We start from the raw sequence: 13,888 nt of genomic DNA, 5'->3' as shown, positions 1-13,888 counted from the left end.
CAGACTGTCGTTCGTGAATCCCGAGATGCCCGCAGACCTGCTCGCCCACGCTGTCGCCGCCAAGGGCTTCATGCCGGAGGACGAGGGCGCGTTCCTGCACCGGGTTGCCCGTGAGCGACTTCCTCACGGCCCGGCGCTGGAGATCGGTACGTACTGCGGCAAGTCGGCGATCTATCTCGGTGCCGCGGCACGTGAGGTCGGCGGCGTCGTGCTCACGATCGACCACCACCGCGGCTCCGAGGAGAACCAGTCGGGGTGGGAGCACCACGACGCGTCGCTCGTCGATGACGAGTTCGGCCTCATGGACACCCTCCCGGTGTTCCGCCGGACCATCGCGCGCGCAGGTCTCGAGGACCAGGTCACTGCGGTCATCGGCCGCTCGACCAGCGTCGCGACCTGGTGGCGTACGCCCGTCAGCCTGCTGTTCATCGACGGCGGCCACGCCGAGGAGCACGCCCAGAACGACTACTCCGGCTTCGCCCACTGGCTCATGCCGGACGGCGCGCTGGTGATCCACGACGTCTTCGAGCGGCCCGAGGACGGCGGCCAGGCACCGTTCCATGTCTGGCAGCGCGCCGTCGCGTCGGGGTCGTTCGAGCCGCGCGAGGCGGTCGGCTCGATGCGGGTGCTAGCGCGTACCCGGGGAGACGCCGGCGAACCGGTCGGATGACGGGCAGTCGCACTCGAACGCGATGCCCTCGAAGTCGACCCCGATGTGGTGTCCGGTCATCACGCCGGCGCCCGGCGTCGTGCCGGTCAGCACGTCCCACGCGAGGATCATCGCGGCCGCGGTGTAGGTCGTCTGCTCGGCCGGCCAGTTGACGTTCTCGGGGAAGACGAAGCCGGTCCAGTAGTCGCCGTTGTCGGTGCGCAGGTGCTGCATGTCCGCGAACAGCTGCTCGGCCCGGGCGTCGCCGACGGCCTTGAGCGCCATCGCCAGCTCGCACGTCTCGGCGCCGGTGACCCAGGGATTGGTGCTGACGCAACGGATCCCGAGCCCGTCGACGACGAACGTGTCCCACTCCGAGGCCAGCATGGCGTCGGCAGCCGGGCCACGCACGGCGCCACCCAGCACCGGGTAGTACCAGTCCATCGAAAATGTCGACTTGTCGAGAAACCTGTCGCGATGCTCGCGGAGCGCATGTCCGAGGCGGCCGCCCGCGAGCTCCCACTCGGGCTGCGGCTCCCCCATCAGCTCCGCGAGAGCGACGCCGCAACGCAGCGACTGATAGATGCTCGAGCTGCCCGCGAGCAGGGCCTCGCGGTTGATCGTGGCAGGGCCTTCGGCGTCCCACTCCCGCGACCATGCGATGCCGCCGAACGGGAGCTGCATGTCGACCACCAGGTCCAGCGCCCGGCGCACGACCGGCCACATGCGCTCGACGAAGGCCCGATCCTGCTGGATCGTCCAGTGGTGCAGGACGCCGACGGCGATGTAGGCCGCCATGTTGGACTCGCTGCTGGCGTCCTCGACGCGGCCACCGACGATCTTCATCGGCCAGGAGCCGTCGGCGCGCTGCGTGCGGGCACACCAGTCGTACGCCGCCCCGGCAGCATCGAGCTGACCGCCGACGACGAGTGCCATGGCGCCTTCGACGTGGTTCCAGGCGTCGGTGTGCTCACCGGTCGTCCAGGGGATCGCCCCGTCCGGCTCCTGCATCGCAGCGATGCCGGCGGCCGTCTGGGCGATCTGGTCAGGGGTCAGCATCAGGCGTCCGGCTTGCGCAGGTAGAGCACCATGCTCTTGCCGATCAGCGGGTTGAGCGCCTTCTCGGCCAGGCGGGTCGCGGTGCTGTAGCCGCGCGTCTTCATGATGTCCCAGACCAGCACCTGGTGGTACGCCTTCACGAGCGGGTGGTTGTCGTTCTTGACGCCGACGGCGCACTTGAGCCACCAGTAGGGCGAGTGCAGGCCATGGGCGTAGTCGATGCCCTCGAAGACCATGCCGGCGTTCTGCAGCTTGCCGATCAGCTCCTTGTCGGAGTAGATCCTGATGTGGCCACCGGGCGTGTTGTGATAGTCGTCGGACAGCTTCCAGCACACCACCTCGGGCAGCCAGCGGGGCACCGTCACGGCCATCGTCCCGCCGGGCCGCAGGACGCGTACGAGCTCACCGATCGCCTGGATGTCGGCGGGGATGTGCTCCAGCACCTCGGAGGCCACGACCCGGTCGAACTCGCCGTCGGCGAACGGCAACGAGAGCGCGTCGCCCTCCTTGATGTCGGCGGAGGCACCGTCGGGGACCTCGCCGGCCTCCTTCATGGCGCCGAACAGCTCGAGCACCCCGGCCAGCTCGTCGGCGTCCTGGTCGAACGCGATGACGTCGGCGCCGCGGCGATACATCTCGAACGCGTGGCGACCGGCGCCACAGCCCATGTCGATCACCCGGTCGCCCGGGCGCAGCCCCAGACGGTCGAAATCAATCGTCAGCACGGTTGTCTCCCTTGTGTTCCGATGCCGCGCTCGCGGCGATGACCTCTTCGTACGCTGCTGCGGTCGCACTCGCGACAGCACGCCAGCTGAACAGCTCCAGCACGCGCTCGCGGCCGGCGCGACCCATCGCCTCACGGCGGGCCGGGTCGTCGAGGAGCTCCTCGATCGCGGCCTCGAGCTCGCCGACGTCACCCGGGGGCACGAGCGTCGCACAGGCGCCGTCCTCGCCGACGACCTCCGGGATCGCCCCGGCGCGACTGACCACGAGCGGCGTCGCGCAGGCCATGAGCTCAGCGGTCGGGAGCGAGAACCCCTCATAGAGCGACGGCACGCACGCGACCTCGGCCGAGCCCATGACGTCGACGAGCTCGGCGTCGGTGATCCCGTTGACGAACGAGACGTGCTCCGCGATGCCCAGCTCGTCGATGAGCCGCTCGGTGCGGCCGCCGGGCTTGAGCGTCGTGACGAGCAGCAGCTCGACGTCACGCTCCGTGCGCAGCTTGGCGAATGCCTCGAGCAACGTCGCGATGCCCTTCATCGGCGCGTCGGCGCTGGCCATCGCCACGATGCGGCCCGGCACGCGCGGGGCCGTCGGCGGGACGAACACGTCATCCACGCCGAGGGTGATGACCTCGAGTCGCGAGGGGTCGACACCGAAGTCCGTCACGATGTCGCGGCGGCTCGACTCCGACACCGTCAGGATCTTGGGCAGCTGCCGGGCGACCTTCTTCTGCATGCCGAGGAAGCCGTACCAGCGCCGGAGGCTGAGCTTCTTGCGCAGCGTCGGCGCGTTGGCGATGTCGATGCGCCGGTCGAACGTGATCGGGTGGTGGATCGTCGTGATGAGCGGGAAGCCCTGCTCGGCGATGTCGAGCATGCCGGAGCCGAGCGTCTGGTTGTCGTGGACGATGTCGAAGTCACCGCGGCGGCCCTTGAGCAGCCGGGCCACGCGCTTGCTGAACGTCCTGGGCTCGGGGAACCCGGCGGTCCACATCGTCAGGACCTCCTCGACGTCGATGAGGTCGCGGTACTCCTTGGGCCGGGGCGTGCGGAACGGGTCGGGCTCACGGTAGAGGTCGAGCGACGGGACCTTGGTCAGCGTGACGCCCTCGTCGAGCTCCGGATAGGGCTGGCCCGAGAACACCTCGACGGTGTGACCGAGCGCCACGAGCTCGCGACTGAGGTGTCGTACGTAGACGCCCTGACCGCCGCAGTGTGGCTTGCTGCGGTAGGACATGAGTGCGATGCGCAAGGGCCGCCTCCGATTGACTGTCTGGAACTGATTTGTATCACTCGTTGACACATCGTCAACGACTCGCCTCGGGGATGAGGCGGTCATCTCACGCCGCGCCGCCCTGTCCGCTGTTGCCGGGATAGAACGAATGCGTGGCCGTGACGCCGCCGTCGACCGCGAACTCGCCGCCGGTCGTGTAGCCGCTCTCGTCGCCGGCGAGGTACACGTACAACGGCGCGACGTCGTCGGGCGTTCCCACCCGTTCGAGTGGTACGCGGGTCGCGCCCCACTGCATCGCGGCCTCGCCACCGACCTCGCGGGTCATGCCCGTGTCGATCATGCCGGGGTGCACCGAGTTGACCCTGACGCCGTACGCGCCGAGCTCGACCGCGGCCGCCTTGGTCATGCCGCGGATCGCGAACTTGGTGCCCGTGTACGCCGTGAGGGAGGCCATGCCGGCGAGGCCCTCGACCGACGAGCAGTTGATGATCGAGCCCTGCCGTTGGCGTTTCATGGCCGGCGCCACAGCCCGCATGCCGAGGAAGCAGCCCCGCATGTTGACGCTGATCAGCAGGTCGAGGTCGTCCAGCGGCATCGTGTCGACCTCACCGAAGCGCAGCACACCGGCGTTGTTGACCAGCACGTTGGCCGGCGCGCCGAGGAGTCCCTCGGCGTCGGCGATGAGCTGGTCCCACGACGCCGGGTCGCTGACGTCGTGGCGACAGTATGCGGCCGCGTCGCCGAGCTCCTTGGCCAGGGCCTCGCCGTCGGCGACGTCGGCGATGATGACGCGCGCGCCCTCACCGACGAACGCGCGCGCGATGGCGGCGCCCTGTCCTTGAGCGGCGCCGGTGATGATCGCGTGCTTGTCCTTGAGACGGGACATCGTTCTCCTCGGTGAAGGTGGGGTGGGCTAGAGCGAGAGGACGGAATCGGCGGCGAACGAGATCTCGGGGTCACGCTCGGCGAAGAAGCCGCCGAGCGTACGGTCGAGCTCCTCGGCCGACCAGAGCTCGCCCTCGGTGTCGAACCGGCGCTCGACGACAGGGGCGGCCAGCAGTGCGACCATCCCTCCGTAGACGACGAACACCTGGCCGCTGATGCGGCTGGCCGCAGGCGAGGCGAGATAGGCCACGAGGGGCGCCACGTGGTCGGCGCTGTAGGGATCGACCGCACTGCCGGACTCGTCGGGCCCGAACACGTCGACCGTCATGGCCGTGCGCGCTCGCGGGCAGATGGCGTTGGCGCGTACGCCGATGCGGGACAGCCCGCGTGCGGTCGTCAGCGTGAGCGCGGCGATGCCCCCCTTGGCGGCGGCGTAGTTGGCCTGACCCGGCGAGCCCGTGAGGAACGCCTCGGAGGCCGTGTTGATCACGCTCGCATCGACCGTGCCGCCGGACTCCTTGGCGACCTGGCGCCAGTGAGCGGCGGCGTTGCGGGAGAGCAGGAAGTGACCGCGCAGGTGGATGCGGAGCACGAGGTCGAACTCCTCGTCGGACATGTTGAACAGCATCCGGTCACGGGTGACCCCGGCGTTGTTGACCACGACGTCGAGGGCACCGAACGTCTCGAGGGCGGTCTGCATGATCAGGTCCGCGGTCGACCGCTCGCCCACGTCGCCGGCGGCGATCGCCACCTCACCGCCGAGTGCCTTGATCTCGGATGCGGTGTCGTCGGCGGCACCGGGCAGGTCGTTGAGCACGAGGCGTGCGCCGGCGGTCGCGAGCGCGATCGCCTCGGCACGACCGAGGCCCGCACCTGCCCCGGTGACGACGGCGACCCTGCCGTCGAGCGAGGTGCCTGTCATGCCGTGTTCGCGATGCGCAGCGCCGACTTGGGGCAGGAGGCGACGGCGCGCTCGACACGCGACCGGTTCTCGTCGGTCACCGTGGGGTCCTCGACCTGCAGCATGTCGTCGTCATCGACGAAGAACATGTCAGGTGCCATGGCCTCGCACAGAGCGTTCGACTCACACGCGTCGAAATCGACCTCAACCCTTGCCATCAGCGATTCGCCTCCTCGCCTCACACAGAACTAGAACGTGTTCTAGTCTAGCCCAGCATCTTCAGTTTGGATATGGCCCAGTCGCCGCCACCACGGGTCAGGGTGATCACGAGGCTGTTCTGCAGGGCCTGCGGGTTGGCGTTCTTGCCGGTGCCGGCGGTCGTCGTCTGGTTGACGAACACCAGGACCCTGGCCTTGTGCTCGGTCGCGCTGATGATCGCCGAGGACACCGCGACGGTCTGGAGGACGATCTTGTTCTTGGTCGTGTTGGCGCGGACCTCGGCCATCGTGGCGTCGTACTGCTTGCGGAACGACGGGGTCATCCGCGCGCGGGCGACCTCCATGTCGTTGGCCAACGTCTTGTAGTCGTACGACAGGGTGCGCTGGGCCAGGTCGGCGCCGGCAACCAGCACCTCGGTGCGCGCGTCGTCGCCGACGAGTGTTCCGCCGGGCGCGACCGTGGCCGAGCCCCGCTCGGCCTGCCACCACAGCGTGCCGACACCCGCGGCGGCGAGCACGACCAGCACCGAGAGCACCAGGGTCAGCCGCTGGTGAAGCGTGAGCCCCTCGAACCGCGCACGAGGCGCAACCTTGACCTCGTCGACCTCCTCGTCGACGTCCTCGGGGGCGTCAGGCTCGGCGTCCGTCTCGTCGACGACGTCGGCGACCTCGGGGGTCTCCTCGGCACCAACGGCCCGGGGCCGGAACCTGGTGCGGGACTTCTCGGTCGTCACGGTCCCGGACTCGGGGTCGATCAGTGGGGTCACGTCCGAGTGACAGAACCGGCACCGGATCGCGGACGCCTTGATGGTCTCCGCGCAGAACGGGCAGACCCGTTGGTCACGCTTCAGCTTGGCCATCGCGCTATCCCACGAACTCGAGCTGGGAGACGAGCCAACGATCGTCCTTCTTGACCATCGAGAGCTTGATCCGCCAGGACCGGTCCTCGACCTTGCCGTTGGTGCCCTTGTTCTGCACCTTGCTGCCCGCCGCCACGAACACCGTCGCGGCATCGGGATCGACCTCGCTCAGCCCGATCTCGCCGACGCTGCCCTTGGAGATCGACTCCTGGGCGACCGCGGTCTCCTTGAGCGACTTCACGGATGACTGGTACTGCTTCTTGAACGTCCCGGTCGCACCGTCGAGCACGCGCTGGGTCAGCTCGTCCATCTTCTTGTGGTCGACCGAGAGGAACGCCATCGTCTCGGCCCGCGCAGCGCGGGTGATGTCGGAGTAGTCCGAGGCCAGCGCCTCCGACTTCGTGCTGCCCGGTGCCGCTGCGTCACCGCGTACGGCGAACAGCACGAGCCAGGCGCACAGGGCCACCAGCAGCACGCCGAGCACCCCGTTGATCACGGACGTACGGTTCACTCGTCGCCCCCGGCCAGTTCCTTCTTCCAGTCGATGGGGTCAGGCGCGTACTTCATGCCACGCATGTTCACCGGTGGGCCGGACTCGCACTCGGCGGGGAAGTACGGCACGAAGCTCTCCTTTGACGTTGGCTGCCATTGTCCGGGTGGGAGGTATCCCTTCGTGCACGCGGCCGGAGTCTGGTTGAGGTTGAGGTTGACCCGACCGTACTTCTGATCGCCCGGCGTGAGTGCCGACGGGCCGGCCGCGACGAGGCGCGGGAACGTGACCAGGAGCTGCTCGAGCGCCGGCAACCGGGCGTCGAGCACCTCGGTCACGCTCGTCAGGTGCTTGAGGGCCGGCGGCAGCTCGGTCCGCAGCGTCTTCATCAGGCTCCTCAGCTCGTCGGCCGCAGGACCGCCCTTGGCGAGGATGCGCCGGATGTCGTCGTCCGAGGCGGCCAGCGTGCCGGTGAGGGCCGAGAGGTCTCGCGCGAACGACCGGATCTCCTCGGCGTGGTCCTGCTGCGTCTGGAGGACCGTCTGGGCGTTGTCGAGCAGGTCGATCGTCGCCGTCTCGTTGTCAGCCGCCGACTCGATGAACTTCTGCGTGCTGTCGACCATCGACCTGATGGGGTTGGCGTTGTCACGGAACATCGTGCCCAGCTCACTGACGACGGTGTTGAGCTCGCTGCCGTTGAGGCTGGAGACGAAGTGACTGAGGTCCTGGAGCAGCACGTCCTCGCCCAGCGGCAGGCTGTCCTTGGTGCCGCGCACCGTGTCACCGTCCTTGAGGTCGGGCCCCTTCTTGGACGCCGGCTCGAACGAGACGTACTGCTCGCCCACGACGCTGAGATTGTGCACGAAGACCGGCGAGCTGGCCGGCACCTTGGTGTCGTGCTCGAGCGCGAGGTCGACCCGGAGGCCGTCGTTGTCGACCTCCATCTTGGCGACCTTGCCGATCCTGACGCCGCGATAGGTGACCTCGCTGCCCTCGTAGAGACCGCCGGAGTCCGGCAGCAGCACGTGCACGGTGTAGCCACGACCGAGCGCCTGGTCGACGAAGCCGAGGTAGGACGCGCCGATGTAGAGCGTGCCGAGCGCGCTGAGGAGCACGAACGCGATGAGCCTGACCTTGATGCCACGCCTCATGACGATCCGCCTCCCAGAAGTCCCTCGAGCAGCTCCGCCAGCGATCCGCCGGAACCACCGCCGGTCGCACCCGGGTCGGGAGTGGTGGTGCCGGGGCCGTCGGCCGAGCCGGAAGAGCCGGACGGCTTCGTGCTGCCGGCATCCTTCTCGACCCTGGCCAGGGCGGCAGCCACCTCGTCGGCGTCGGTGTCCTTGCAGAGCGGCAGTGTGGCCAGCACCGAGCAGAGCTGCTCGACGGCGTCGCCAGCTGGCGAGCAGAGCGGGGCCGCCGGGGTGGCGCGGCACAACGTGACGACGTCTTGGAGGGTCGTGGGCAGCAGCCCGCCCTCACTGATCGGGGTCAGCTTGATCTGCATCTTGAACACGACGTTGGCGAAGTCGCCCTTGATCGCAGCGGCAGCGTCGACGGGGAAGGGATAGCTCGCGGCTGCCACGAGGCCCGGCACGAGCGAGTCGCCCGTGTCGGAGAGCTTGCGCAGGACCGGTTCGAGGTGCGCGAGCTCGGCGATCAGGTCGTCCTTGGTCTCGTTGATGACGCGGGTGCCGACGTCGCCGAGGCGGTCGAGCTCGGAGAGCATGCGGACCAGCTGCGTGTGCTGGTCGCGGAGAACGTCGATCGCGGGCCCGGCGGCATCGAGTGCGTCGCCGATGGTCTGCTTCTCGGCGACGAGCGTGCTGCTGAGGCCGTTGATCGACTCCATTGCCTGGACGATGTCGCCCTTCTGCGAGTTCAAGGTCCGGACCAGCGTGCCGACCTGGCCCAGGACGTCGCGGATCTTGCCGGTGCGGCCGTCCATCATCTCGTTGAGCTCGTGCGTGATGCTCTGGATCTGGCCGACCCCGCCGCCGGTCAGCACGAGCGACAGCGCACCCAGGACTTCCTCGACCTCGGGGTTGCGGCCCGTACGACCGATGGGGATCACGTCGTTGGGACCGAGGCGGCCCGTGCTGGCCGGCTTGCCCTCCGGGTCGGCCGGCGGCGCCGACAGGGCGACGAACTTCTCGCCGAGCAGGCTGGTCTGGCGGATCTGCGCCTCGGCGTTGTCGGGCAGCACGACGTCCTTGCGGACCAGCATCGTGACGCGCGCGTGCCAGCCGACCCGCGTGACGGATTCGACCTGTCCCACGGGCACGTCGCCCACCATCACCGAGGAGCGCGGGACGAGGTTGAGGGCGTCGGCGAAGTCGGCCTTGATCGTGAAGCCGTTGTCATGGTTGACCTTGTTGCCGGGCAACGGCACGTCGTAGATGCCACTGAACCCGCAGCCGCTCAGCAGGAGGGCCAGGACAGTGCCCATGACGACGCGGAGACGAAGGCTCGTCATGAGCCACCTCCGAGCAGCTCGAGCAGTGCCGGCAGGCCGGACTTGGGTCCGGAAGACGGCTGCTGGGGAGTGACGGGCGCCGGCGCCGCAGCGTCCGGCTGCGCGGCCGGCTTCTGCGTCGTGGCGGACTGGCCCGACGTCGTCGGGAGGATCGGCTGGAGCAGGTTGGTGAGGGTCGAGCAGATCGACTCCGGCGTGCCGATGTTGACCAGCGTCTGGCACAGGAATTGGTCGGGGCGGAACTGCAGGCCCGGCGCGACCTGGACACGAGAACCGTACGTGCCCGTGCTGGGCTCGAACGCGAGGGCGAGGTTGCTCATCGCCAGCGAGCCCTTCTGGACGACCAGGCCGAGGGCGTCCTTCTGGCGGTCCACGCGCTCGAGCAGGCTACTGAGCAGGTTGATGTCCTTGCCGAGCGTCGCGCGGTTCTCGTGCACGAAGCCCTGCACCGTGCCGAGCACCTTCGCGAGGGAGGCCAGGACGTCCTTGAGCTCGTCGCGCTCACCCGCCAGCTGCCCCGAGACGGACGACAGGTCCTTGACGAACGTCTGCACGGTCGAGTCGTTCTCGGCCAGCGTCTCGGTGATCTGCGCCAAGGCCCTGACGTTGTCGAACAGCGGCCCCCGGTTGTCCGCGAACACCTCGGCGGCGTTCGAGAGGTTGCGGATCGTCTTGGACCCCAACGCACCGTTGCCGTCGAGCGCCTTGGCGCCGGCGGAGAGCAGGTTGTCGAGCGCACCCTTGGTCGAGCCGGACTTGGGCCCCAGCGTCACGGCCAGGTCGTCGAGCGACTTGAACATGCGGTCGAGCTCGATCGGCGTCTGGGTCCGCGAGAGCGGGATGTCGCCGTGGTCCGGCATCGCCGGGCCCTTGGAGTACGCCGGGAACACCTGGACGTAGCGGTCGGCCACGAGGGTCGGCGTCACGACCGCGGCCTTGGCGTCGGCCGGCAGCTTGTACTCCGAGTCGTACTTCAGGACCACCCGGACGCTGTTGCCGTCCGGGACGACCGAGGTGACCTCACCGACGCGTACGCCCATGATCCTGACGTGCGTCCCCTTGTAGACCCCGACCGCGCGATCGAAGTGCACCGTGACGGTCCGTGAGGGCTCGCCGGGCACGACGACCCACGCGACGAGCAGCAGCATCGCGGCGATGAGGGCCACGCCGAGGACCTGCATGCGCCTGCTCAAGCCCCTCACTTGGCACCTCCGGGCTTGGACGGCAGGAACTCGCCCGTGAACACGCCCGTGATGTTGGGGACGTACGCGTCGAACCACGGACCACTGCCGACGATGTTGCCGAGGATGTTGACGTACGGCCCGTAGTTGTGGATCAGCGTCTCGATCTGGTCCTCACGCGCGTGCAGGAACGACAGCACGTTCTCGAGCTTGTCGAGGGTCGGCTTGAGCTGCTTGCGGTTGTCCTTGACGAGGCCCTGGAGCTCGGCGGCCAGGTTGTTGGCGTTGACGAGCAGCTCGTGGATCGTCTGCTTGCGCGCCTGCAGCTCCTGGAAGACCAGGTTGGCCTCCTTCATCAGCGCGACCAGGTCGCCCTTGCGCTCGTCGAGCAGCTGGGTGACGTTGCTCGAGCGCCGCAGCAGCTTCTCTATCTCCTCGTCGCGCGAGGCGATCGTCTTGGAGAGGCGGGACAGCCCGCTGAAGCTCGTGTGCACCTCAGGCGCCGCCGAGTTGACGACCTCGGCGAGTGAGTCCAGGGCGGTCGTGAGGTTCTTCTTGTTGGTCTGCTCGGTCTGCGTCGTGAGCTCGCCGAGCGTGCTGACGATGTCGAACGTGACGTCGGTGCGCGACAGCGGGATCGTGGCACCGGCCGCCATCGTGCCGCTGCCCTCGGGCTTGATGTTGAGGAACTTCTCGCCCAACAGGCTCTTGACCTCGACGCTGGCCCGCGTCGAGCGGCCCAAGGTCGCACCCGAGACGTCGAAGTCGACGATGACCTTCTTGGTGCCGATGCTCAGCTTGTTGACCCGGCCCACGCGGATGCCGGCGACCTGGACCTCGCTGCCGGTACGCAGGCCGGACGCGTCGGTGAGCTCGGCGTGATACGTCGTGCCGCGCAGCCAGGGCAGCTTCTGCAGGTTGAACGACGCGACCATCACGAGCAGCAGCATCGCCAGGGAGATGATGCCGATCTGCAGGATGCGGGAGTCATTGCGGCGCGCCATCAACGACACCTCTTTGCCTGGCTGTAGAGCGTGAAGTCAGACATCTGCTTCTGCGCCGCGGCCGGCAGCGCGTCCATGATCGCGCTCGGCAGGACGACGCCGCCGTGGAACTCGCAGAGGTAGTAGTTGTACCAAGAGCCGTAGACACCGATCCGGGTCTGCTTGGCGAGCATCGACGGCAGCTCGTCCAGCGTCTCGTCGAGGTACTTCTTGTTCTCGGGCTTCGCGAGCACCGTGAACAGGCGACGGAGCTGGGCAACGTCCTGCTTGAGGAGCGGCCGGCCGTCGGTCAACAGGTCCGCGACCGACTTGCTGACGGCCGAGATGTTGGTCAGCGACGAGCCGATGACCTTGCGGTCCTTGGCCAGGTCGCCGAACCACGACCGCATGCTCGTGAGCAGCTCGTCGAGCTGCTGATGGTGGTCGTCGACCGTCGTCATCAAGGTACTCAGGTTGGTGATCACGTCGCCGATGAGCTGGTCGCGATCGGCCAGCGTGTTGGTCAGCGACGCGGTGTTGGCGAGCAGCTGCTGCACCGTGCCGCCCTCGCCCTGGAGCACCTGGATGAGGTTGAGCGACAGCTCGTTGACGTCCTCGGGGCGCAGGGCCGCGAAGAGCGGCTGGAAGCCCTGGAAGAGCTCCGTCAGGTTGAGCGCCGGCGTCGTGCGGTCGACCGGCAGGGTCGCTGACGGCCGCAGGCGGGTCGCGCCCTCCTTGCCCTCCGACAGCGACATGTAGCGGTCGCCGATCAGGTTGAGGAACCGGATGCTGGCCCGCGAGTCCTCCGTGATCGGGACGTCGTCCTGGACCTCGAACGTCACGAGCGCCTGGTCACGGTGATAGATCTTGACGTCCTTGACCTTGCCCACGACGACGCCGGCGATGCGTACGTCATCGCCCGACGTCAGCTCCGAGGCGCTCGTGAACACGGCCTTGTACTGCACCAACGAGCCCATGCCGAAGTTGCCCATGATGACGACGAGCCCTGCGGTCACCAGGACCGAGACCAGCGTGAAGATGCCGAGCTTGATCGCCGCGAGGGCGAATGTGGTGTCGCGGCTGCTCATCCGAGTCCCCCGTCCGGATCGTCCTTGTCCGAGCCGTCCTTGAGGGGCTCGAAGGGGGCCGGCACCTGGTAGTCGTCCGGCAGACCGAGGCACCACGGGCCGTGCCCGACCTCGCCGTACTCCGGCGCGTCGGCGGCCGTGTAGGCGGTCCGCTGGGGTGCGCCGAGCTCGAGCGTCTGGTGGATGATGCCGCCCTGGAAGACGTTGCTGGCGTTGGGCCGCTGCCGGTCGAGGCCGGTCAGCAGGCAGTTCAGCTCGGGTGAGTAGGTGTCGAGGAGTGCCAGCAGCGGACGGCCCGACCGGGTCTGGTCGATCAACGCCTGCTCGTTCTCGGACAGCGTCACGCGGGTCGTGCTGGCGAGCCCGGTGATGCTGCCGAGGGCCCGGTTGAGCTCACCCTGCTTGTCGGTCAGCGTCTTGGCGGTCACGGTCGCGTTGCGCAGCAGCCGGATCAGGTCCGGCGCCGCCAGGTCGTACGTGTGGGAGACCTGCGAGAGCAGCGACAGGTCCTTTCGCAGCGTGGGCAGCTTGACGTTGACCCGGTTGAGGTAGTCGTCCAGCACCTCGAACGTGTCGCCGAGCTGGTCGCCCTTGCCCTGCAGCCCGTGCGCGATGGCGTAGAGCGTCGCGTTGAGGTCGGCCGGCCGCACCGAGCGCAGGAGCGGGAACAGGTTGGCGAGGATGCTCTGCAACGCGACGTTGGTCGTGACCCGCTCGTGTGGGACGACGGAGCCGTCACGCAGGGTCTGGCCGGTCGCTGTGCCGGTCTTGGGCGGGACGAGCTCGATGTAGTTGCGCCCGAACAGCGTCGTCGGCAGGATCTGCACCTCGACGTTGGTGGGGATCGTGCGCGCCGAGTCCGGGTTGAGCGCGAGCGTGATCCGGGCCCGCTTGCCGTCGCTCGCGATGCTCTTGACGTGGCCCACCAGGGCGCCGTGCAGGCGTACGTCGCTGAACCTGGCGAGCTGCAGGCCGGCCCGGTCGGCGACCACCGTGACGTTCGTGCTGTTGGTGAACGCCTTGTTGTAGATCGCGATCGACAGGCCGATCAGCAGCACGATCGAGACGAGGTAGGCCACACCGGCGACCCAGAGCCGTCGATGCTCCCTGGGTGTGTCGTGGACGAGGTTGACGAGCAT

15 protein-coding genes are annotated in these 13,888 nt (G+C 68.3%); 1 reads left to right on the top strand and 14 read right to left on the bottom strand.

Annotated features, from left to right (window positions below; translation table 11 throughout):
- Positions 1–13 precede the first annotated feature (13 nt).
- A complete protein-coding gene (locus ESP70_RS17860) occupies positions 14–670 on the top strand; it encodes a class I SAM-dependent methyltransferase (RefSeq protein ID WP_246162079.1) in 657 nt (218 codons plus the stop codon).
- Here ESP70_RS17860 and ESP70_RS17855 read toward each other — a convergent pair.
- The 14 genes from ESP70_RS17855 to ESP70_RS17790 all read right to left on the bottom strand — a co-directional run bounded on the left by ESP70_RS17855 (position 629) and on the right by ESP70_RS17790 (position 13,888).
- Complete coding sequence (locus ESP70_RS17855; protein WP_149690638.1) at positions 629–1,708, bottom strand: prenyltransferase/squalene oxidase repeat-containing protein; 1,080 nt, start codon at positions 1,706–1,708, stop codon at positions 629–631. The two genes, ESP70_RS17860 and ESP70_RS17855, sit on opposite strands and share 42 nt — an antisense overlap.
- Positions 1,708–2,433: a class I SAM-dependent methyltransferase gene (locus ESP70_RS17850; RefSeq protein ID WP_188110683.1), complete on the bottom strand. Its 726-nt coding sequence runs from the start codon at positions 2,431–2,433 to the stop codon at positions 1,708–1,710. Before ESP70_RS17850 ends, ESP70_RS17855 begins: the two co-directional genes overlap by 1 nt.
- Positions 2,420–3,685 (bottom strand): glycosyltransferase family 4 protein, encoded by a 1,266-nt coding sequence (locus ESP70_RS17845; protein ID WP_149690637.1) that lies wholly within the window; start codon positions 3,683–3,685, stop codon positions 2,420–2,422. The genes ESP70_RS17850 and ESP70_RS17845 overlap by 14 nt, the downstream gene beginning before the upstream one ends.
- An 88-nt stretch (positions 3,686–3,773) precedes the next feature.
- Complete coding sequence (locus ESP70_RS17840; protein ID WP_149690636.1) at positions 3,774–4,553, bottom strand: SDR family oxidoreductase; 780 nt, start codon at positions 4,551–4,553, stop codon at positions 3,774–3,776.
- Between the two features lie 27 nt (positions 4,554–4,580).
- On the bottom strand, positions 4,581–5,474 hold the full coding sequence (locus ESP70_RS17835) for a 3-oxoacyl-ACP reductase (protein ID WP_149690635.1): 894 nt from the start codon (positions 5,472–5,474) through the stop codon (positions 4,581–4,583).
- Positions 5,471–5,671, bottom strand: a complete 201-nt coding sequence (locus ESP70_RS17830; protein ID WP_149690634.1) for a ferredoxin — start codon at positions 5,669–5,671, stop codon at positions 5,471–5,473. Before ESP70_RS17830 ends, ESP70_RS17835 begins: the two co-directional genes overlap by 4 nt.
- Positions 5,672–5,718: 47 nt before the next feature.
- Entirely contained in the window at positions 5,719–6,531 is an 813-nt protein-coding gene (locus tag ESP70_RS17825) for a hypothetical protein (protein ID WP_149690633.1), read from the bottom strand.
- 4 nt (positions 6,532–6,535) lie between these two features.
- Positions 6,536–7,042, bottom strand: coding sequence for a hypothetical protein (locus ESP70_RS17820; protein ID WP_149690632.1), 507 nt, complete (start codon positions 7,040–7,042; stop codon positions 6,536–6,538).
- Entirely contained in the window at positions 7,039–8,172 is a 1,134-nt protein-coding gene (locus tag ESP70_RS17815) for an MCE family protein (protein ID WP_149690631.1), read from the bottom strand. The genes ESP70_RS17820 and ESP70_RS17815 overlap by 4 nt, the downstream gene beginning before the upstream one ends.
- Positions 8,169–9,497, bottom strand: coding sequence for an MCE family protein (locus tag ESP70_RS17810; protein WP_149690630.1), 1,329 nt, complete (start codon positions 9,495–9,497; stop codon positions 8,169–8,171). The genes ESP70_RS17815 and ESP70_RS17810 overlap by 4 nt, the downstream gene beginning before the upstream one ends.
- The gene (locus tag ESP70_RS17805; protein ID WP_149690629.1) at positions 9,494–10,678 is read right to left on the bottom strand and encodes an MCE family protein; all 1,185 of its coding nucleotides are present in this window, start codon (positions 10,676–10,678) and stop codon (positions 9,494–9,496) included. The genes ESP70_RS17810 and ESP70_RS17805 overlap by 4 nt, the downstream gene beginning before the upstream one ends.
- Positions 10,679–10,695: 17 nt before the next feature.
- Positions 10,696–11,682, bottom strand: a complete 987-nt coding sequence (locus ESP70_RS17800; RefSeq protein ID WP_149690628.1) for an MCE family protein — start codon at positions 11,680–11,682, stop codon at positions 10,696–10,698.
- Positions 11,682–12,749: an MCE family protein gene (locus tag ESP70_RS17795; protein ID WP_149690627.1), complete on the bottom strand. Its 1,068-nt coding sequence runs from the start codon at positions 12,747–12,749 to the stop codon at positions 11,682–11,684. Before ESP70_RS17795 ends, ESP70_RS17800 begins: the two co-directional genes overlap by 1 nt.
- Positions 12,746–13,888, bottom strand: coding sequence for an MCE family protein (locus ESP70_RS17790; protein ID WP_149690626.1), 1,143 nt, complete (start codon positions 13,886–13,888; stop codon positions 12,746–12,748). Before ESP70_RS17790 ends, ESP70_RS17795 begins: the two co-directional genes overlap by 4 nt.

The organism is Aeromicrobium ginsengisoli (assembly GCF_004134905.2).
GTDB lineage: Bacteria > Actinomycetota > Actinomycetes > Propionibacteriales > Nocardioidaceae > Aeromicrobium > Aeromicrobium ginsengisoli.
This window is presented reverse-complemented; position numbering and strand designations above follow the sequence as displayed.